Annotated in this window: 21 protein-coding genes and 1 pseudogene; 15 read left to right on the forward strand and 7 right to left on the reverse strand. The window is 69.6% G+C overall.

Features of this window, described 5'->3' with window-relative positions; all coding sequences use genetic code 11:
• Positions 1-208, reverse strand: a pseudogene (locus ACLD7X_RS12785) (glycosyltransferase family 2 protein); the annotation flags it as partial.
• A gap of 157 nt (positions 209-365) precedes the next feature.
• On the opposite strand from ACLD7X_RS12785, the gene ACLD7X_RS12790 reads away from it, so the two are divergent.
• Positions 366-893 (forward strand): hypothetical protein, encoded by a 528-nt coding sequence (locus ACLD7X_RS12790; RefSeq protein ID WP_411424032.1) that lies wholly within the window; start codon positions 366-368, stop codon positions 891-893.
• 18 nt (positions 894-911) lie between these two features.
• Positions 912-1478, forward strand: a complete 567-nt coding sequence (locus ACLD7X_RS12795) for a PAP/fibrillin family protein (protein ID WP_411424033.1) — start codon at positions 912-914, stop codon at positions 1476-1478.
• A 9-nt stretch (positions 1479-1487) separates the two neighbouring features.
• On the opposite strand, the gene ACLD7X_RS12800 is transcribed toward ACLD7X_RS12795, so the two are convergent.
• Positions 1488-3053 carry a serine hydrolase gene (locus ACLD7X_RS12800; RefSeq protein WP_412007011.1) on the reverse strand — a complete coding sequence of 522 codons (1566 nt, stop codon included), beginning with the start codon at positions 3051-3053 and terminating at the stop codon, positions 1488-1490.
• 148 nt (positions 3054-3201) lie between these two features.
• Between ACLD7X_RS12800 and ACLD7X_RS12805 the strand changes: the two genes are divergently transcribed.
• The 3 genes from ACLD7X_RS12805 (at position 3202) to ACLD7X_RS12815 (ending at position 7090) form a co-directional block, all read left to right on the forward strand.
• The gene (locus ACLD7X_RS12805) at positions 3202-4887 is read left to right on the forward strand and encodes a SulP family inorganic anion transporter (protein WP_411424035.1); all 1686 of its coding nucleotides are present in this window, start codon (positions 3202-3204) and stop codon (positions 4885-4887) included.
• Between the two features lie 25 nt (positions 4888-4912).
• Positions 4913-5584, forward strand: a complete 672-nt coding sequence (locus tag ACLD7X_RS12810) for a phosphoribosylanthranilate isomerase (RefSeq protein WP_411424036.1) — start codon at positions 4913-4915, stop codon at positions 5582-5584.
• Positions 5585-5668: 84 nt separating this feature from the next.
• The gene (locus ACLD7X_RS12815) at positions 5669-7090 is read left to right on the forward strand and encodes an NAD(P)/FAD-dependent oxidoreductase (protein ID WP_411424037.1); all 1422 of its coding nucleotides are present in this window, start codon (positions 5669-5671) and stop codon (positions 7088-7090) included.
• 45 nt (positions 7091-7135) lie between these two features.
• Here the strand turns inward: ACLD7X_RS12815 and ACLD7X_RS12820 are convergent, their stop codons facing one another.
• The 3 genes from ACLD7X_RS12820 to ACLD7X_RS12830 form a co-directional block, all read right to left on the reverse strand.
• On the reverse strand, positions 7136-7486 hold the full coding sequence (locus ACLD7X_RS12820; protein ID WP_411424038.1) for a hypothetical protein: 351 nt from the start codon (positions 7484-7486) through the stop codon (positions 7136-7138).
• A complete protein-coding gene (locus ACLD7X_RS12825; protein WP_412007012.1) occupies positions 7483-8106 on the reverse strand; it encodes a hypothetical protein in 624 nt (207 codons plus the stop codon). The genes ACLD7X_RS12820 and ACLD7X_RS12825 overlap by 4 nt, the downstream gene beginning before the upstream one ends.
• 180 nt (positions 8107-8286) lie before the next feature.
• Complete coding sequence (locus tag ACLD7X_RS12830; RefSeq protein ID WP_412007013.1) at positions 8287-9069, reverse strand: hypothetical protein; 783 nt, start codon at positions 9067-9069, stop codon at positions 8287-8289.
• 193 nt (positions 9070-9262) lie between these two features.
• Between ACLD7X_RS12830 and ACLD7X_RS12835 the strand changes: the two genes are divergently transcribed.
• Positions 9263-10477, forward strand: coding sequence for a M20 aminoacylase family protein (locus ACLD7X_RS12835; protein WP_411424041.1), 1215 nt, complete (start codon positions 9263-9265; stop codon positions 10475-10477).
• Here ACLD7X_RS12835 and ACLD7X_RS12840 read toward each other — a convergent pair.
• Positions 10425-11723, reverse strand: coding sequence for an MSMEG_0569 family flavin-dependent oxidoreductase (locus ACLD7X_RS12840; RefSeq protein ID WP_412007014.1), 1299 nt, complete (start codon positions 11721-11723; stop codon positions 10425-10427). The genes ACLD7X_RS12835 and ACLD7X_RS12840 overlap by 53 nt on opposite strands.
• A gap of 187 nt (positions 11724-11910) precedes the next feature.
• Between ACLD7X_RS12840 and ACLD7X_RS12845 the strand changes: the two genes are divergently transcribed.
• The 7 genes from ACLD7X_RS12845 to ACLD7X_RS12875 all read left to right on the forward strand — a co-directional run bounded on the left by ACLD7X_RS12845 (position 11911) and on the right by ACLD7X_RS12875 (position 17076).
• A complete protein-coding gene (locus ACLD7X_RS12845) occupies positions 11911-12393 on the forward strand; it encodes an MSMEG_0572/Sll0783 family nitrogen starvation response protein (protein WP_411424043.1) in 483 nt (160 codons plus the stop codon).
• Between the two features lie 36 nt (positions 12394-12429).
• Positions 12430-13419, forward strand: coding sequence for a Nit6803 family nitrilase (locus ACLD7X_RS12850; protein WP_411424044.1), 990 nt, complete (start codon positions 12430-12432; stop codon positions 13417-13419).
• Positions 13412-14539: an MSMEG_0568 family radical SAM protein gene (locus ACLD7X_RS12855; protein ID WP_411424045.1), complete on the forward strand. Its 1128-nt coding sequence runs from the start codon at positions 13412-13414 to the stop codon at positions 14537-14539. Before ACLD7X_RS12850 ends, ACLD7X_RS12855 begins: the two co-directional genes overlap by 8 nt.
• Positions 14540-14556: 17 nt before the next feature.
• Positions 14557-15189, forward strand: a complete 633-nt coding sequence (locus tag ACLD7X_RS12860; protein WP_411424046.1) for an MSMEG_0567/Sll0786 family nitrogen starvation N-acetyltransferase — start codon at positions 14557-14559, stop codon at positions 15187-15189.
• Complete coding sequence (locus tag ACLD7X_RS12865; protein ID WP_411424047.1) at positions 15186-16193, forward strand: sll0787 family AIR synthase-like protein; 1008 nt, start codon at positions 15186-15188, stop codon at positions 16191-16193. Before ACLD7X_RS12860 ends, ACLD7X_RS12865 begins: the two co-directional genes overlap by 4 nt.
• Before the next feature lie 64 nt (positions 16194-16257).
• The gene (locus tag ACLD7X_RS12870; protein WP_411424048.1) at positions 16258-16536 is read left to right on the forward strand and encodes an MSMEG_0570 family nitrogen starvation response protein; all 279 of its coding nucleotides are present in this window, start codon (positions 16258-16260) and stop codon (positions 16534-16536) included.
• Between the two features lie 72 nt (positions 16537-16608).
• On the forward strand, positions 16609-17076 hold the full coding sequence (locus tag ACLD7X_RS12875; RefSeq protein WP_411424049.1) for a nuclear transport factor 2 family protein: 468 nt from the start codon (positions 16609-16611) through the stop codon (positions 17074-17076).
• Between the two features lie 7 nt (positions 17077-17083).
• Here ACLD7X_RS12875 and ACLD7X_RS12880 read toward each other — a convergent pair whose 3' ends face one another.
• Positions 17084-18217, reverse strand: a complete 1134-nt coding sequence (locus ACLD7X_RS12880) for a serine hydrolase domain-containing protein (RefSeq protein ID WP_411424050.1) — start codon at positions 18215-18217, stop codon at positions 17084-17086.
• 166 nt (positions 18218-18383) lie between these two features.
• On the opposite strand from ACLD7X_RS12880, the gene ACLD7X_RS12885 reads away from it, so the two are divergent.
• Both ACLD7X_RS12885 and ACLD7X_RS12890 read left to right on the forward strand, forming a co-directional pair.
• Positions 18384-19148, forward strand: a complete 765-nt coding sequence (locus tag ACLD7X_RS12885; RefSeq protein WP_411424051.1) for a patatin-like phospholipase family protein — start codon at positions 18384-18386, stop codon at positions 19146-19148.
• Between the two features lie 40 nt (positions 19149-19188).
• The coding region (locus ACLD7X_RS12890) for a hypothetical protein (protein ID WP_411424052.1) at positions 19189-19960 on the forward strand (772 nt) is incomplete at its 3' end.

Here is a 19960-nt window from a genome sequence, read left to right on the forward strand (position 1 = left end):
GGCCACGCCAGCAGGCACGGCCGTAGCCGGCCCGGGGTTCCCGCAGCACCTCGGCGCCGTTGGCTCTGGCCACGGTGGCGCTGGCATCCCGGCTGCCGTTGTCGACCACGCGGATCCGTCCGACTCCGATCGCCCGCAGGTCGCCGAGCACGGCCGCCAGGGTGCTGGCCTCGTCGCGCACCGGGATGATCGCCAGCACGTCGTCCATCGCGGTGGGGCTCTCCAGGGCTGGGGGGCATGCCGGAGTACCGCTGAACGGCGCTGCTGGATGTTTCGCCGCCCGGGGCGGATCGTCCTCCCTGGCGCTGCGGTTATGACGGGGGCCATTCGGGCCCCGTGCCGATCCACCCCTGCGCCGATCCACCATGCGCCAGCGCCGCTCCTTCGGCAGGTCGTTTCAACGGGCCGCGAGTCTGGCCACGGTGGTTGCGGCGATTCTGCTCAGTCTGGGTTTCTATGCGCTCCAGGTGGCGGCGCAGGAGGGGGCCGAAATCCTGCCGGTCTCGGTGTTCGTCGGTCTGGCGGCGGTGGTCGGCTCGGCGGTGAACCAACCCTTCCGGCATGAGGAGGGCAACCCGGAGCAGACCGACACCGGCCTCTATTTCCTGTGGAAGTGTTCCGTTGCCATCGCCTTCGCCCTGCTGCTGTACCTGATTTTCATGGCAGGGATGCTGCGTGGTGGTCTCTTCCCGGAATTCAGACGTACCGAGGAAATGTTCGTCAGTATCCAGCGCTTTGTGCTCGATATCGACCCCAAGAGCAATGCCGACTTTGCCAAGCTTCTGGTCTGGTCATTCGTGGCAGGCTTCTCTGAGAAATTTGTTCCCAACATCATCACCAAGCTGCAGGGCTCCGGTGATCGTGATGACAGCGATGCCGGTCCCCCGTCCTGAGCCCCCGCGATGCCCCCGATGAGCGCTTCCCCCCGTCAGCAGTTGCTGGAGCTCCTGCAGCACGGCCCCCGCGGCTCCGCCAGCCAGGCGGGGGATCGGGTCCGCGAGCTGATCCTGGAACTCGAGGCGGGCCAGCCGGCCGATCTCCAGGCCGCCGGCGCTCCCGAGCTGCTGGAGGGTGTCTGGGAGTTGCGCTGGAGCAGCAGCCGCCAGCCCTACCTCGCCACCACACCCTGGCTGGAGAATCTGCAGCTGCTGGCACCCTCCAGGGGCCTGGCCCTCAACCTGCTGCGCCTCGCCGGCCCGCTGGGCCCGCTGGCCGGTGTGGCGGTGGAGGCCAGGATCCGCATCGTCACCGACCGCCGCGTGGAGGTGTGCTTCCAGCGCGGCGGCTGGCTGGGGCCGCGGCTGGGCTCCTCCCGGCTGCAGCTGCTGCGAACCGTGCAGCAGCCGTTTCCCGCCTGGCTGGACATCACGGTGCTCGACCAGGATCTGCGCGTCTGCCGCGGCAACGCCGGCACGCTCTTCGCCCTGGTGCGCCGCGGGGACCTGAGCCTGGCTGACCTCTGGCCCGGGCCGTTCTGAGCGGAGGGCTCAGGGGGCTGCGGACCGCTGCAGGGTGCCCAGGCCATGGGTGTTGAGGTTGTCGATCCGCAGCTGCGTGCCGTGCCCCTTGCGGTCGACGCTGAAGCTGACGGCGCTGGGCCCGGCGGCGTTCTCGCCGAAGGGGGTGTAGGCGAAGCGGTGGTTGCCCAGGGAGGTGAGAGCAGCGGTGCGGTTCCGGGGGCCAAGGCTCAGCTGCAACCGGCCCTCCACCAGGTTCACCCGCGCTTCGCCCACGTAGGCATTGCGGTAGGTGCCGGTGTAGCGCTCCAGGGCCAGGGCCGGTGGACGCGGCGGTTCGCTCACGAGCGGATAGTCCGGCCTCAGGATCGAGGCGAAGGCCTCGGCCATCAGGGCGCCGTAATCCCGGCGCACCCTGCCGTGGTCGAGCAGGTCCAGGAAGGAGGCGGTGAGCGACTCGGGCACGCCGATCGGCGTGCCGTTGGTGAGGATGGCGATGCCCAGCCGGCGGGCGGGGAGCAGGGTCACGCTGGTGGCGGCCCCGAGGCTGAAGGCCCCGGAATGGCTCAGCCGCAGGCGGCCACCGGGGTCGTAGCCCACGTTCCAGCCGAGCGCGTAGATCCCGGCCTGATCCCGCACTGGATCGGCGGGGGGCACGCTGATCACCTGGGGGCGGTGGGTCTCGTCCAGGGCCTCCGCCTGCACCACGGTCCGGCCATCGAGGCGGCCGCGGTTGAGCTGCAGCCGCATCCAGCGGGCCAGATCCCGCCCGGAGGCACTCACTCCGCCGGCGGGCGACTGGGCATCGGGCTGCCGCCCGGGGCTCAGCCGCCAACGCGCACCCTGTCGCTGGTGGAGGTCGGCACGGTTCGGGGTGGCGAGGAAGTCGGCGTGGCGGGAGCTGGTGCGGGTCATGCCCAGGGGCCGGTACAGGCGCTGGGCGGAGAGCTCCTCCCAGTCGCTGCCGCCGGCGCGTGCCGCGGCCTCGCCGGCGGCGGTGAAGCCGAAGTTGGTGTAGGCGTAGCTGGCCCGAAAGCGGTTGGCGGTGTCGAACAGGGCCAACCGGCTGAGGATGGTGGCGCGATCGAAGCCGAGATCCTCGAGGTCATCGCCGGCATGGTCGGGCAGGCCGCTGCGATGGGAGAGCAGATCCCGCAGGGTGATCTTCGGGGCGATCGCCGGACCGCCGATCCTCACCTCCGGCAGCCGCTGGCTGAGCGGTGTGTCCCAGCCGATGCGTCCGTCGCCCACCAGGGCCGCGATCACCGTGGTGGCGATCGGTTTGGAGAGGGAGGCCAGCTGGAACACCGTGTCGCCATCCACCGGCATGCCGCTGCCCAGCCGCCTGGTGCCGTATCCCCGCAGCAGAACGACGCGGTCGTCCTGCACCACCACCACCACGAGCCCGGGTACTCCGGTCCGCGCCATGGCCCCGTCGATCAGGGCGGGCAGCTGCTGCAGCGCCACCTCCAGCGCCCTGTCCGCCCCAGCCGCGCTGGCTGGCGAGAGGGGCGCAGCGGGCCAGGCGCCGCAGACCACGGCGAGCAGCGCTGCCATGGCGCCGCTCCGAGGGAAACGCCGGGAGGTCTGGGTCATCACGCCACTGTGGACTGAACGCTGCCCCGCTGGAGGGCGCCGCGGCAGGTGATCCGTCCGGGCCCAGCGCATGGGGTAGAACCCTTCCTGTCCGGTTTCCAGGCCTGCGGCCCCGCCTGTCCGGTTCCCCGATCCCTGCATCCACCGCATGACCATTGCCCCCGCCGCCGCCACGCCGAGTGCTGGAAGGATCTTCAACCACATCGGCCGTCACAACATCCGCGGTGATGTCTTCGGGGGACTCACAGCCGCCGTCATCGCCCTGCCGATGGCCCTGGCCTTCGGCGTGGCCTCCGGTGCCGGTGCGGCCGCCGGCCTGTGGTCGGCGGCGATCATCGGCATGGTCACGGCGCTGTTCGGCGGGACCCCGGCCCTGATCTCGGAGCCCACGGGTCCGATGACGGTGGTGTTCACGGCGGTGCTGGCCAGCCTCACCGCCCGCACCAGCGATCCGGCGGAGGCCCTGGCGATCGCCTTCACCGTGGTGATGCTCGCCGGGGTGTTCCAGATCCTCTACGGGGCACTCCAACTGGGCCGCTACATCACCCAGATGCCCTACACGGTGATCTCGGGCTTCATGAGCGGCATCGGCACGATTCTGATCGTGCTGCAGATCGGTCCCCTGCTTGGCCAGGCCCCGCCGGGGGGGGGCGTGCTGGGGACACTGCAGAGCCTGCCGGAGCTGCTGCAGGGCCTGCGTCCGATGGAATCCCTGCTGGCCGCGCTCACCCTCTTGGTGCTGTGGTTCACACCGGAGCGGCTCAAGCGGCTGGTCCCCGCCCAGCTGGTGGCCCTGATCGTGGGGACCCTCGTCTCGCTGGTGGCCTTCCAGGGGGTGGAGCTGCGGCGCATCGGTGCGATCTCCAGCACCCTGCCCCAGCTCAGCTGGCCCGCCCTGGCCCCCGACGTCTGGCAACTGGTGCTGGTCAATGCCGCCCTGCTCGGAATGCTCGGCTCGATCGACTGCCTGCTCACCTGTCTGGTCGCCGACAGCCTCACCCGCAGCGAACACAGGTCCAACAAGGAGCTGGTGGGTCAGGGTCTGGCCAACATCGTGGCCGGGCTGTTCGGCGCCCTGCCCGGCTCCGGTGCCACCACCGCCACGGTGGTGAACATCCAGGCCGGGGGCCGCACCGGGCTTTCCGGTGTGCTGCGGGCCCTGATCCTGGCGGGGATCATCCTGGCCGGTTCCGGGCTGGCAGCCCGCATTCCCCTGGCCGTGCTGGCGGCGATCGTCTTCAAGGTGGGGATCGACATCGTCGACTGGGGTTTTCTGGTGCGGGTGCCCCAGCTCTCCCGCAAGGGCGCCCTGATCACCTATGTCGTGATCGGGCTCACCGTGCTGGTGGACCTGATGGTGGCGGTGGGCGTGGGGATCTTCATCGCCAACATCGTCACGATCGACAAGATGAGTGCCATGCAGACCCGCGGGGTCCGTCTGGTCAGCACCGGCGACGATGCGGCCGACCTCAGTGAACCGGAGCAGGCCCTGCTCAATGCCGCGGCCGGTCGGGTGCTGCTGTTCCAGCTCAATGGCTCGATGATCTTCGGTGTGGCGAAGGCGATCAACCGGGAGCACAACGCCATCGGCGACTGCGATGCGGTGATCTTCGATCTCAGTGAGGTGGTGCACCTGGGGCTCACCGCGGCGTTGGCGATCGAGAACGCCGTGGAGGAAGCCATCGAGGCGGGCCGCAACGTCTATGTGGTGGGGGCCCGGGGCACCACCCGCCAGCGGCTGGACCAGTTCAAGCTCTACGAGCAGCTCCCGGTGGACCACACCGAGCTCAGCCGCCAGCAGGCCCTCACCCACGCCGTGCAGGCCCTGGCCTGAGCTGACGCCCTTCCGGCCCCGAGACATGTCACGCGTGAAGATCTGCGGCATCCGCTGCCGCCGTGATGCCCTGCTGGCGGCCGCCTGCGGCGCTGATGCCGTGGGGGTGCTGGTGGGTCAGCGGCACCCCAGCAGCGACTTCATCGGCGTGGCGCAGGCGGCGGCGATCCTCGCCGCCCTGCCGCCTTTCGTGCAGGGTGTGCTGGTCTCCCATCTGGAGGACCCCGACGAGCTCAGCGCGCTGGTTGAGCGGACCGGTGCCCGGATCGTGCAGGTGCACGGCGACATGACACCACAGGGGCTGCGCCAGCTGCGCAGCCGCTGCGGCGGGCTGACGATTCTCAAGGCTCTGCACATCCTTGGCCCGGAACCACCGGAGACCGTTGCCGCGATGGCGCCATTGGTCGACGCCGTGGTGGCCGACAGCGCCAATCCCCGCACCGGGCAGGTGGGGGGTACCGGTCTGGTGCATGACTGGGGCGTCACGGCCCGCCTCCGGGCCCGCCTGGAGGTTCCGCTGATCCTCGCCGGAGGGCTCGAAGCCGACAACGTGGGCCAGGCCATCGCCCGGGTGCGGCCCTATGCCGTCGATGTCAACAGCGGCGTCAAGGGTTCCGACGGCTTCAAGGATCCGTCCCGGATGCGGGCCTTCATCACGGCGGTGCGCCGCATGGGGGCGGGCTCGCCGACCGGCTGAACCTGGCATGCACCGGATCGGCTTGCCACGACCAACGCCGATGGGCTCCCCTCGATACGTTGATGCTTTCGGCACGGAGAGGCGATGGCAGCGGAGCGCTTCTTCCTCGAGCTGGACTCTCCCGAGGCCCCCATGCGGGCGTGGCCCCACGTGGTGATCGTGGGCGGTGGCTTTGCCGGGCTCAAGGCCTGCCATGCCCTGGCCGGCAAGCCCGTGCGCGTCACCCTGATCGACAAGCGCAATTTCAACCTGTTTCAACCCCTGCTCTATCAGGTGGCCTCAGGGCTGGTTTCGGAGGCCGACGTGGCCTCCCCGCTGCGCCAGATGGTCGGCCAGGCCCCGAACATCCAGGTGCTGCTGGGGGAGGTGGTCGACATCGATCCGCAGGCCCGGGAGGTGGTGTTCAACGACCACCGCTACGGCTACGACCATCTGATCCTGGCGAGCGGTTCCGGCAGCACCTACTTCGGTCGGGAGGAATGGCGTCCCCTGGCGCCGCCGATGAAGATCCTCGAACACGCCGATGAGATCCGCCGCCGCCTGCTCATGGCCCTCGAGGAGGCCGAGCAGAGCCCAGCCCCCGAGCGCCGACGCTTTCTCCAGACGGTGGTGGTGGTGGGCGCCGGCCCGGCGGGGTGTGAGCTGGCCGGTTCGCTGATCGAGCTGATGCGCCGGGCCATCCGCAGTGATTTCAAGCAGCTGGATCCGGCGCTCTGCCGCGTCGTGCTGGTCGATCCGCTCGAGCGGGTGCTGCCGACCATGCATCCGAAGCTCTCGGCTGCCGCAGCCGGTTACCTGCAGAGGGCCGGCGTGGAGCTGCGGACGCTGGCCAAGGTGGAGGCGCTCGCGCCCGGTCGGGTGACCCTCACGGGCCGGGAGGGGGTGCAGCAGCTCGAGGCCGCCACCATCTGCTGGACCGCCGGCGTGCGGGCTTCCCGGTTGGGGGCCCTGCTGGCCGATCGCAGCGGCTGCCCTGTGGACCGGGGCGGGCGGCTGGTGGTGGAGCCCGATTTCTCGGTGCCGGGTCACCCCGAGATCCATGCCGTGGGCGACCTCTGCGCCTACCACCACACCCGCGACGGCCAGCCCCTGCCCGGCATGGCGGGCCCGGCTGTGCAGATGGGCGCCTGGGTGGCGGCCCACATCCTGGCCCAGCGGCAGGGACGCACGCTGCCGCCGTTCCGTTTCACCGACCTGGGCAGCATGGCCGTGGTCGGCCCCTGGTATGCCGTCGCCGACCTGCGGGGACTTCACGTCACGGGGCTGGCGGGGTGGATCCTCTGGGCTCTGGCGCACCTGGCCTTCATTCCGGACACCGAGAACCGCATCACCCTGTTCACCAAATGGATGTGGCAGATCGCCACCCGCCAGCGCACGGCCCTGCTGATCACGGGCCGGCCTGACCAGCACCTGGGCGTGGATGTGGGGCTCTTCCGTGCCGAACTGCATCCGGAGAACGACCTCGGGGAAGACGGGGTGAGCGAGGACGACGTGCGGGCTGCCTGATCACCACGGCCCAGCTGGCCCCTGGGGGTGTGCGCGGCTCGCCGATCAGCCGCCTGCCCGGCGCAGGTGGATGAATCCCTGCGGTTCCTCGATCCGGGCGTGGCAGGAGGGAGCTTTCTGGCGGATCACCTCCCCGGCGATGCGCTCCAGGATGGCCCGTCGCCGCCCGGCCGCCCAGGGGTGGCGGGCATCCCAGCCGGCGGCCGCCTCGCCCCAGATCACCGCCACACTCTCCGCACGAAGACCGTCCTCACCGCTCCTGTCCTCACCGAAGCTGGTGGCACCACCCAGCTCCCAGTAGAGGCTCAGGGTGCCTGCCGCCTCCTGATAGCGAATCCAGCCGCTGCGACCGCTGCCGCTGACCTCGACCCGCCAGGGCTGCGGCCAGGCGCTCATCGGGCCAGGCCCGGTTCGAGTTGGCCGGGTGAGGGGAGGCCGTCCAGGGCCATCAGCCTGCGCTCGATGGCCGGGCCGTTGGCCTCCAGCCAGGTCGCCATGGCGGGCCCTGCCTGGCGGCCATGCACCCGGTGGCTGTAGATCACGGCACTCCCGATGCCCTCCGTCATCCGGAACCGGGCGAAGGCCACCTCGATGGCCTCCCGGCCGGGGAAGAGCACGACGATCAGATGCTCGGCAGGCCGCTCAGCGGCGCGGGGGACCGACGCGGTGCGCACGACCTGCCCGCTGTTGCTCCTGTAGGTGGCCAGTACCCGGTTGGCGGCATCCGCCAGTCCCTCGCCATCACGGACGGACGGGTAGAGGTTGATGGTGAGCATGTCGGTCCACCGGGACAGATCCTCCTGTCCAGGTGGTGTGAATTCATGCTGGTGGTTCGAGGACCAGCGGTAGAGATAGGGCTGGTCGCCAAACCGCAGGATCTGCCCCGATCGCACGATCCCGGCAGGCTGGGGAGACTGGTCAGCCGCCTGCACGCCGGCGCCGGCCGCGAGCATCAGGATCGCCATCCAGCCGATCCAGCCCCGGCGACGCCGCCGGCTGAGAGGGGAGCTGCGCATCGGCGGGGGAGGGCCGCTGAGTTCCCCCATTCTCCACGCGGCTGGCCGGGAGATTCAGGGTGCTTCGATCGCCGTCAGCCCCCATCTCCGGAATCCTCCATCCGGGAAAGACCTGATTCCCTCAGCATTCCTCGATCCGCCGATTCGGGAGGGGCGCCATCCCGCCAGGCGCTGCCCGCTTCACCCCTCGGCCCGTCGGGGGCCCATCACGTTGACAAGCACGGTCCTTCGGGCCGAAGGGGCCTGGGGGTGGCCGCGGTGGGCGCCGTGCTGGGCGGAGACCACCATGTCACCGGCCTTGGCGAAGATCGGCAGGCTCGTCTGGGAGCCCATCAAGCGGTATTCATGCTTGTTGAAGCCATGCTGTTGATTGAACGCCTGGTTGCGCCGCCGCAGCGATTTGCTTCGATGCGAATGCTTGACGTAGCAGTATGGGCCAATCTCAAGGGAATCAACATCGGTGATGTACACAAAGGTCTTGACTTTCACGCTCTCGCCGTCGCAGTGGTAGAAGCGTGTGTTCTCGACTCCGTGGTTCACGTAGAGGTTCCGGCAAGTAACCTGAAACTTTTTCATGAAAGCGCGCTTGGCCAGCCCTTTCACCAGATCTTCGTGCAGGGCTTCAAGGATGGTGGAACGGGCTTCCGGGATGAGATTTTCCGGATGGAAGATATCCATCATCCCGTCATCATCACCATGCCTGAAGTTCACCACAGGTTTCTCACTCTCCACCAGCGCCTTGTAGCCCCTCAGGACCCGCTCCTGGTCGCGGTTCAGGTAGGCGCTGGGGAGGCTCTCCCCTGGCGGCAGACGGGAGACCTGCTCCCAGGTGGTTTCCGCCATCCTGGCGAGGGTGCGAACGGCTGCTTCGGAGGCGGCGGCTCGGATCACGATGATGCCGGTGCGCGCCAGCGTCAGCGCAGCCAGATGGAAGCGGAGGCCACGCCGCTGCAGGGCCTCCATGCGGAAGGTGATCGCCTCGGTCTGCCGGATGCGATCGTCCCCGGACAGCAGGGTGGGCGGTTCGTACAGCGGCGAAACCTCGCTTGCCAGAGCCATCGGCACCCGCGGCAGTCGGCGTCACAGTAACTGGCCTGGCCAGGACCACGCCCCCGCCTTCGGGGCGGAAACTGGTTCTGCAGCCCTCGCCTGAGTCATGCCGCTGATTCCACGGATTCTGGAACTGGCCCCTGAACTCACGCGCTGGCGCCGGGATCTGCATGCCCACCCGGAAACGGCCTTTGAGGAGATCCGCACCTCGGCCCTGGTGGCCGAGCGGTTGCGCCGTTTCGGCTGCGATGCCGTCCACACCGGCCTGGCCAAGACCGGTGTGGTGGGGCTGCTCAAGGCCGGGAGCTCGCCACGAAGCATCGGCCTGCGGGCAGACATGGATGCCCTGGTGCTGGCGGAGGCCAACAGCTTTGCCCACCGCTCCCGCCACCCGGAGCGCATGCACGCCTGCGGCCACGACGGCCACACCACCATGCTGCTGGGGGCTGCCCGCTATCTGGCGGAAACCCGCCGCTTCGATGGCACGGTGGTGTTCATCTTTCAGCCCGCGGAGGAGAACGAGGGCGGGGCCCGGGTGATGGTGGAGGAGGGGCTGTTCGCGCGCTTCCCGGTGGAGGCGGTCTATGGGCTGCACAACTGGCCGGGCCTGGCCACCGGCCGCTTCGCGGTGATGGCCGGTCCGATGATGGCCGGCTGCGACCGGCTGGAGATCACCCTGCGGGGGCAGGGTTGCCATGCCGCCATGCCGGATGAGGGTGTGGATCCGATCGTCGCCGGTGCGGCCCTGGTGCAGGCGCTGCAGACCATCGTGAGCCGCAACGTGGCTCCCTCCCAGGCCGCGGTGCTGAGCGTCACCCAGTTCCACGCCGGCGACACCTGGAACGTGATTCCCGCGGAGGTGGTGCTGCGCGGCAGCCTCCGCTATTTCGATCCGGCCCTGCGGCTGCGGCTGCATCAACGCATCCGGGCCGTCGCCGCAGGGGTGGCCGCAGCCCATGGCACGGATGTGGCGGTGGATCTGATCGCGGGGTATCCCCCCACGATCAACGGGCCGGAGCAGGCCGCCACGGCCGCGGCCGCCATGGCCGCGGTGGTGGGCGATGACCAGGTGGATCGGGAACTGCCCCCCACCATGGGCGCCGAGGACTTCGCCTTCATGCTGCAGCAGCGGCCCGGTGCCTACGGCTGGATCGGCAACGGGCCCGGCGCGGGAGGGTGCCTGCTGCACAACCCCCGCTACGACTTCAACGACCGCCTCCTGCCCATCGGTGCCAGCTACTGGGCCACCCTGGTGGAGCGGGTGCTGGCTAGGACCCCAGCAGGGCCGTGCACTCCAGCCGCTCGTGGCGGGCATCCGTGAGCTGCAGGCGCAGCCGGATCGTCTCGGCGAGGTGCTCGGCGTCATCGGCGACGCCGCTGAAGCGTGCCGATCCCCAGGTCTGCAGCCAGGGCAGGCCGATGAAATACAACCCGGGGCTGGGGGTGACCCCGCGGTCATGGGCGGGATAGCCGGCACCATCGAAGACCGGCACGTCGATCCAGCGGAAGTCGGCCGCGTATCCCGTGCACCAGATCACCGCCGCGAGGGGTTCCGCGCGCAGATCCACGCTGCCGTCGTCGCTGGCCGGCGGATGCCAGCAGGGCTGGTAGGGGGGATCTTCCGGGGCGTCGATCCCCTCCCGCTCGATGTAGGCGTCGATGCTGGCCCGGATGCGCCCGTACACGGCATCGGCCTGGTCCAGGTTGGCCGCCAGATCGTCGGCGAAGTGAACCGCGTCGTGGCTGATCCCGCGCAACCGACCATGCAGCACCATGCCATGGCGGGCATGACGGCGCAGATCAATCTCCCGGCCCCCATCCCTGCCGGTGAGGTAATGGTTGGTCTTGCTGCGCACCAGCCGCGGTTCCGGGTGCTGGTCGATCGGCATGGCGTAGTACCCCATCCGATCGAGCCAGTCCACCACGTCCTTGCCGCGGTAGCGGCGTGGTGAGCGGGGGGCTGACCCCACGCTGAGATGCACCCGGCGGCCGGCCAGGAACAGATCCTCGGCGATCTGGCAGCCGGACTGACCGCTGCCGACCACCAGCACCGACCCGGCCGGCAGCTGGTCCGGATTGCGGTAGTCGCGGGCATCCAGCTGCAGCACGGTGCTGGCCAGCCGTTCCGCCTGGCGATGGCGCTTCGGCCGGTGGTAGCCGCCGGTGGCGACGATCACCTGCTCGGCCTCGATCTCACCGGCCGTGGTGCGCAACCGGTAGCCGCCGCCCCGGCCGCCCAGCCACTCCACGCCCACCCCTTCACGGACATCGGCCGCGATGGCAGCGGCGAACCGGCGCACGTAGGCCACGACGTGCTCGCGCAGCATGAAACCCTCTGGATCGTCCCCGTCGTAGGGGAAGTCCGGCAGCCGGCACTGCCAGTTCGGGGTGACCAGACAGAAGGAATCCCAGCGCTGATGTTCCCAGGCGTGGCCGATCCGGTGCCGTTCCAGCACGAGGGGCCTGATGCCGCGGCGCTGCAGACAGGCAGCCACCGAGAGGCCGGCCTGGCCGCCACCCACCACCACGACCGGATGGGAGGACGGCAGGGGAGCCTGAGCAGGCAACGGTGCAAAGTCCAGATGTTGCCTCAGTGTGGGCTCCGGCGGGCGATCGGCCGGTAGCCGTTGCCACCTCAGCGCCTGGATCTGAGTGAATGGCCTGGGGCGGGAATTCGGTCGCATCGGCCACATAAAACAAAAGTAAACATGTGGCAGGGTTCGCCCTGGATTCCCTCCAGGACAGCCTCAGCCCATGCCCGAAGTCACCCGTCCCGCCAACCAGCCGGGCGATTTTCTCGTTGATTACGAAGAGAAGGTCTTTCCTGATGTCAAAGCGGAGCCCGGTGAAAAGGCTCTGGTCACCTTTCACACCGTGGCCTTCGAAGGTTCGATCGGTCTGGTGAATCTGCTGCAGGCCAGCCGGCTGATCACCAAGGGTTTCGAAACATCGATTCTTCTCTACGGACCGGGGGTCACCCTCGGTGTCCAGCGGGGCTTCCCCAAGCTGGGTGATGCGGCCTTCGATGGTCATCTGAACTTCAATGCGCGCCTGCAGAAGTTCATGGGCCAGGGCGGAAAGGTGTATGCCTGCCGCTTCGCCCTTCAGGCTCTCTATGGCCATGGCGAAGGGGCGCTGATCCCCGGGATCACCCCGATCAATCCCCTGGATGTGCTCGACATCGTGTTGATGCACCGCAAGGAGGGCGCCTTCATCCTCGACACCTGGACCCTCTGAGGGGCCCCTCTGGGGTCTTTGCTGCGCATGTCTTCCATGGCCAGAGCGATCACCGTTGCGGCAGCGCAGATTCGTCCTGTTCTGTTCAGCCTTGAGGGGTCGGTGGCGCGGGTGCTCGCGGCCATGGCCGAGGCAGCGGAATCCGGGGTCGAGCTGATTGTCTTTCCCGAGACGTTTCTGCCCTATTACCCCTACTTCTCCTTCGTTGAACCGGCGGTGCGGATGGGGCCCTCCCATCTGCTCCTCTACGAGCAGGCGGTGGAGATTCCCGGCCCCGCGATCAGCCGCATCTGCTCGGCCGCCCGTCAGCACCGCCAGCATGTGCTGCTGGGGGTGAACGAGCGGGACGGCGGCAGCCTCTACAACACCCAGCTGCTGATCGACGACAGCGGCACCATCGTGCTGAAGCGGCGCAAGATCACCCCCACGTACCACGAGCGGATGGTCTGGGGCCAGGGTGATGGCGCCGGATTGCAGGTGGTGCCGACGGCCCTGGGGCGGATCGGGGCGCTGGCCTGCTGGGAGCACTACAACCCCCTGGCCCGTTTCGCCCTGATGACCCAGGGCGAGCAGATTCACTGCGCCCAGTTCCCGGGATCGCTGGTGGGCCCGATCTTTTCGGAGCAGACCGCCGTGACCATGCGCCATCACGCCCTCGAGGCCGGCTGTTTCGTGATCTGCGCCACCGCCTGGCTCGACCCCGCCGACCATGCGGCGATCACCCCCGACCCCGCCCTCCAGCGGGCCTTCCAGGGGGGATGCCACACCGCGGTGATCAGCCCGGAAGGGCGTGTTCTGGCCGGACCGTTGCCGGAGGGCGAGGGTCTGGCGATCGCCAGCCTCGACCCCGCCCTGATCACCAAACGCAAACGCATGATGGACAGCGTCGGCCACTACAGCCGCCCCGATCTGCTGGGGCTGCGGATCAACCCGTCGCCGGCGACCCAGGTGGAGCCGATGCCCGCCCCAGCCGGTCCGCCGGCCACGTTGATGGTCCCTGGCGTCGAGGAGGAGTCCCTTGTCTGACCCGTCGAAGACAGGCCCGGCCCGGCAGCAGCTCGGACGGTTCGTGACCGAGCTCCAGGTGCACGGCGTGGTGGATCCTGCCGTGGCCGGCAATCCCGGCCGCCGGGGTGGCGCCGGTCCGTCGGATCACCGCGCCCTCACCATCGCCGGCAACACCGTGATGGTTCCCGTCTACAACGCGGCCTCCCAGGCCTCGCCATTCCGGCTCGAGCAGGCCTGCGACGGCAGCGTGGCGGTGAGCGGCCAGGGCGACGGGGGGGATCCCACTGCGGTGGAGGCGCCGCCGGAGCCCCGCTTCTATGGGCTCACCACGGCCGAGGGCATCCCGTACAGCGCGATCGCCCTGCTGCATGGTCGCGACGTGCTGGCCACCACCCTGCTCCAGACCTGCATCCGCTTCCGGGACCGGAGTCAGTCGTGCCAGTTCTGTGCGATCGAGCAGTCGCTCGAGGATGGGCGCACGGTGGTGCGCAAGACCCCCGACCAGGTGGCGGAGGTGGCCGAGGCGGCCGTGCGCCTCGATGGTGTGCGTCAGCTGGTGATGACCACCGGAACCCCGAACAGCGATGACCGTGGCGCCCGGCTGATGGCCGAGACGGCGGCGGCGGTGAAGGCGCGGGTGGCCCTGCCGATCCAGGGGCAGTGCGAGCCCCCCGAGGACCCCGTCTGGTACCGGCGGATGAAGGAGGCGGGGATCGACAGCCTGGGCATGCACCTCGAAGTGGTGGAGGAGGAGGTGCGCCGTCGCGTGCTTCCCGGCAAGTCGGAACTGACGCTGGAGCGCTACTTCGAGGCCTTCGAGCAGGCGGTGGCCGTGTTCGGCCGCGGCCAGGTGAGCACCTACCTGCTGGCCGGGCTGGGCGACAGCGCCAGCTCCCTGATCAGCTGCAGCGAACGGCTGATTGCGATGGGGGTCTACCCCTTCGTGGTGCCGTTCGTGCCCATCTCCGGCACGCCGCTGCAGCACCACCCGGCCCCGAGCACGACCTTCATGGTGGGCATCTACGAGGCGGTCGGTCGCCTGCTCGCCCACTCCGACATCCGTTCCGATCGCATGGCCGCCGGCTGCGCCAAGTGCGGTGCCTGCTCGGCCCTCTCCCTGTTTGAGACCGCGTCCTGAGCCCCTGGCCTGGTTGCATGTTTTTCATTGATCCCAGCAGTCACGACATCGGCCGGAGCCTCAGCTCCGCACCGGCCGCCTTCACCCCATCGGTGCGCTGGGGCGTGGCCGTCGATGACGAGGATTTCCAGCTCTCCCCGACCGCCAGCTCCGGGGAGTTCTCCTTCCACCTGCTGGGCTCGGCTTCCAGGCTGCTGCCGGGCTACTGGGACCTGCGCAGCCGGATCTTCTGCGAGGAGCAGCACCTCTTCGAGGCGTCCGACCGCGATGAGCTCGATGACGCTGCCTACCCGATCGTGGCCCTGGCCCACGGCAGCCTTCGGGCTGGCGACGTGGTCGGCGTGGTGCGGATCGCTGAACTGAGCCCCGGCGTCTGGCAGGGAGGCCGCCTCGGGGTGGATGCCGGGTTCCGCCGGCACAACCAGATCGGCAAGGGGCTGATCTGGAAGGCCGTGACCACGGCCCACGGCTGGGGCTGCGATCGCTTCCTCGCCACCGTGCAGCGCCAGAACGTGCCCTTTTTCCGCCGGCTGCACTGGCGCTCGCTGGAGCAGCTCGAGCTCCGCGGCATCCCCCATCACCTGATGGAGGCTGACCTGGCCTACTACCGCCCGTCGCGGGAACGCCGCCCGATCGCCCAGGCAGCATGACCCCCGCCGAGCTTCAGGCGCTCACCCGGCGGCTGCGCCAGCACCCCGGCCTGCGGGGCAAGGAGGAGATCCAGGCACCGGCACGCACCTTCCCGCCGCTGCCCTTCCCGGACCTCGGCGCTGCGGCGGCCCTCGGCGATGATGCCGCCCTGCTGCCCGGGGTGAGCGGTCCCCTGCTGCTGGCCGCGGAAGGGCTCGATCCCCAGCTGGTGGAGGAGGACCCCTGGTTCGCGGGCTGGAGTGCCGTGCTGGTGAACCTCAGTGACATCGCCGCCATGGGCGGCACGCCGCTCGCCCTGGTGAACAGCCTCTGGGCCACCGGTGCCGTCCATGCCGAGCCGCTGCTGGCGGGGATGCGCTTCGCCTGCGACAAGTTCGCCGTGCCGATGGTGGGGGGCCACACCAATCTGCACAGTCCCTACAACGCCCTCTCGGTGGCCGTCCTCGGCAGCGCGCCGGGCCCGGTCCTCTCGGCGCGGGCCGCCAGGCCCGGGGACCACTGCCATCTGCTGGTGAACACCCGCGGTCGCTTCCACCGCCACTACCCCTTCTGGGATGCCGCCACCGAGGCCGATCCCATCCGCCTGCGCCGCCATCTCGCCCTGCTGGTGGAGCTGGCCGGGGCCGCCCTGGTGCACGGGGCCAAGGACATCAGCATGGGGGGCCTGGTCGGCACGGCCGCGATGTTCGCCGAGGCGGCCGACTGTCTGCTGGCGCTGGATCTCGATCGGCTTCAGCCTCCCAGCGGTGTGGATCTGGAGGCCTGGCTCACCTGTTTCCCGAGCTACGGCTACCTGCTGGCCGTGGAGCCGTCCCGCTCCGCGGCCCTGCTCGAGGCCACGGCCGGCGATGCCGATCTGCTCTGCTGCCCGATCGGCCGCTTTGAGGTCGGCGACGCGGCTGTGGTGCTGAGCGCGGCAGGAACGCAGACCCGGCTGTGGCATCACCAGGAACCGCTCACCGGGTTTGGCGCCCTGGACGTGCCGGGCCCGGCCAATCTGTGACCGTGGGCACGGCGGTGGCCGTGGCGGCCTGGGACCATGTCCCCGGCCGTCCCCTGATCGCCCGGTGCCCGAAGTCCGCCTCACCCTGCAGTGGCCCGATGGCCTGACCTCCGAGCTCTATTCGCCCTCCACCGTGATCCTGCAGCACCTTCCCCCCGGGGAGACACTCTCGGTGGCGGCGCTGCAGGCCCGGGGGCTCGAGGGCTTGCACCAGGCCTCGGAGCGCGTGCGGGCGCGCTATGGGTTCGCCTGCACCCGCACCGACGAGGAGGCCACGAAGCTCCGGCAGACCCTCTCGGCCTACGGGGCCGATCAGATGGTCACGATCCTGGCCGGCCCCTGAGGCGAGCGCGCCCCTGCCCAGCGCGCCCCTGCCCCGCCGGCCACACGTCCCCCTGCAACCCCTGAGATCGCCGTGACCCTCAAACCGCCGCTCCCCCCCTTCGATCGCGAAGGGGCGATCCAGAAGGCCCGCATGGCCGAGAACGCCTGGAACTCCAGGGATCCCGCCAAGGTCGCCCTGGCCTACAGCGCCGACAGCGTGTGGCGCAACCGGGCGGAATTCATCCGCGGACGCGAGCAGATCGAAGCGTTTCTGCAACGCAAGTGGGCCCGCGAACTCGATTACCGCCTCATCAAGGAAGTGTGGGCCTGGCACGACAACCGGATCGCCGTGCGTTTCCAGTACGAATGGCACGACGACTCCGGCAGCTGGTTCCGCGCCCACGGCAATGAGAACTGGGAGTTCGACGAGCAGGGTCTGATGCGCCGCCGGGAGGCCAGCATCAATGACATCCCCATCCGTGAGTCCGAGCGCCTGTTCCTCTGGCCCCTGGGCCCTCGGCCGGAGGATCATCCGGGCCTGAGCGAACTGGGGCTGTGAGCGCGGCCTAGGCCACGCCCAGGGCGGCGTAGGCCGCCCGCACCAGGTTCGGACCCCGTTCATCGACCCCGTTCACCATCCGGTTCATCACGTAGCTGATCGAGAGGCGACGATCCAGGTCCGCCAGAACGATCGACCCTCCCCAGCCACCCCAGCCGCAGACCCTCCCTTTCGGGAAGTAGTGGAGCGTCTCATTGCGCAGGGCGTAGCCGAGGCCCCACCGCACCGGCACCTCGAGCACCAGATCGATGCCGTTGGCCTGCTCCTGAACGACCCGATCACAGCTTTCGGGCGACAGCCATCGCTGGCCCTCCACCTCGCCGCCGCAGGCGAGGACCGAGAGGATCCGGGCCAGGGAACGGGCATGGCCATGGCCGTTGGCGGCGCCGATTTCGGCCTGGCGCCAGGCGGGGGTCCAGGAGATCTGGGGGGTCCAGGAGGGGGCGCTCAAGGTGCGGTGCTTGACGCTGCCGGGGATGGCACTGTCGATCGGCAGGGGGCCATCGAAGGGAATGACGTTCGCCACCCGGTGCGCCTGAGCCGGCTCCAGGCCGATGTGGAAGTCAGCCCCGAGGGGCCCGGCCAGTTCGCTGGCGACGAAGGCCCCGAGCGTCTTGCCGGTCGTGCGGCGGATCACCTCGCCGATCAGGTGGCCGTAGCTCCGGTCGTGGTAGCCCGATCGCGTGCCGGGTTCCCACCACGGCGCCTGGGCGGCCAGCAGGGCCGCCGAGGCTTCGGTGTCGTAGAGGTCGCTCAGCTGCACTGGCTGCTCCCAGCCGCACACCCCCGAGGTGTGGGAGAGGAGATGGCGCACCTCGACCGTCTCCTTGCCCTGCGCCGCAAACGCGGGCCAGTAGGCGGCCACGGGCTGGAACAGATCGATCACGCCCCGATCGGCCAGCGTGAGCGCGGCCAGTGCGGTGACGGTCTTGGTGCTGGACCAGACGTTGGTGAGCGTGTCGGCCTGCCAGGGGACCGTCCGGGACGCATCGGCCCAGCCTGACCAGATGTCGACCACCATCTGGCCGTCGAGCGTGATCGCGACGGAGGCCCCGACATCCTCGCCGGCCTCAACCGAGGCACCGAGGCGCTCCGCCACACCGTTGAAGATCGGGTCCCAGGAGCCGTTGACCGTGCTCATCGGCTGACCGTGCTCATCGGCTGATCGGGCCCATCGCGGTGGCCTGGCTCGGATCGCCCCATTCTGCTGTCCCGGCCGGGCCGCCAGGCGCCCTGCTGGTGAGGCGCGCAGGGCTGACAGTCCCCGGATCGCCGCTCAGGATGACGGCAGAAGGTCAGGGGATGCGATGGCCAGCCTTCCGGTTCCGGTCACGCTCAACTGCTCGGGAGGGATCGCCCTCGGTGCCTACATGGCCGGGGTGTTCTCCGAACTGGTGAAGGCCTCATTGCGCTGCAGGGCCGATGGCCGTGCTGAGGTGCTCCGCATCGACTCGATCACCGGCGCCTCGGCGGGGGCGATGACCGGCCTGATCGCCGCCCGGTACCTGCTTCAGGATCCCGAGCGTTCCCTGGCGGAACTGGATGACGACCGGGTCACGGATGCTGCGCCGCGCAACGGGTTCCTGCGGGCCTGGGTGCGGCTGGCCGACATCCGGGCCCTGACCGACTACCGGACGGAGGAGCAGTCGCTCCAGGCCACGGCCTGGGGAACGATTCCGCCCCGCCCAAGGCTCGCGCTGCTGAGCAGTGGCAGCATCGCCGCCATCGCCGATCAGGTGGGTGGCGCGTGGGGTCTGGACGATCTGGCGGGCATGCGCCAGGCGCTGCAACGGCGCAGCCTGGCCTTGCTGATGACGGTGACCAACCTGCAGGGGGTGCTGCGGGTCAGCGACAGCGGGCCGCGCAGCGTGAGCCATGCGGAGACGCGGCGCTTTCTGTTCCATCGCGCCATGCCTGATCTGACGGCGGACGATCTCGACGCCCTGAACCGGCGCTGGACGAAGGCCAAGGATTCGGCGCGGGCCTCCGGCGCCTTCCCACTGGCCTTCCCCCCCCCTCTCGAACGACAGCAATCCCCGCAGCATCAACCTGGATCTCAATCTCCCCAGTGAGGCCCTCTACCGGCAGGAGGCGAGCCGCACGGACGACCTCGTGACCGGCGGGGACCCCGACCGCGTCTGCTGGCTGGAGGACCCCCGGGGGACTCCCGATCCGCAGGGCTCCCAGCTGCGTCTGCGCTTCGACTACACCGATGGCGGGGTGCTGGACGGGCTGCCGATTCTCAAGGGCATCGGCCTGCTCAACCAGTTGGCCTCTCTCGATCCCGGGCCGGCGCCGATGCCCGCCGCGCAGGGGGATGGGGCGGATCGGGAGCTGACGACCTTTGCGGCGGACTGGTTCCGCAACCCGCCGGAGGAGGCGAATCGCCGGTTCGTGTACGTGCAGCCCATCCCCGTCACCGACCTGAGGAGCAACGCTGCGCTGCTGCGTCGTTTCTTCGGGGCGCTCGCCAGCGCCCTGGCGGGCCTCACCTACCCGAAGGCCGAGCACGACCATCTGCGCCTCGAGCAGATCGAGACGATCAACCGGCAGGTGGCCAGGCGGGACGACCTGATCCAGCAGGTGGGCCCCGCGAGTCCGGAGGCCGGGCATCTGCGGGAGGTGCTCCCCTTCCGCACGGTCAGCCTCGATCCCATCGATCCGGTGCTCCCCTTTCGCTCGCCGTCCTTCCGGGCCCTGCTGCTGGAGCTGGCCGAGGAGGCGGCCGAGGAGGCGGCGCCCGAGGAGGAGGTGGCCCCGGAGCTGGTGTCCCGTGAGGGGGATCGGCCGGAGGGCTCCCGTGCCTCAGCCCCGTCCGACCGTCAGCCTCCGGCCGATGACGCGGAGGCTCTGGTGCGTTTCGAAACGCTGCTGGGCAGGCCCC

The organism is Aphanothece microscopica RSMan92 (genome assembly GCF_046613545.2).
In the GTDB taxonomy this organism is placed as follows: domain Bacteria; phylum Cyanobacteriota; class Cyanobacteriia; order PCC-6307; family Cyanobiaceae; genus NIES-981.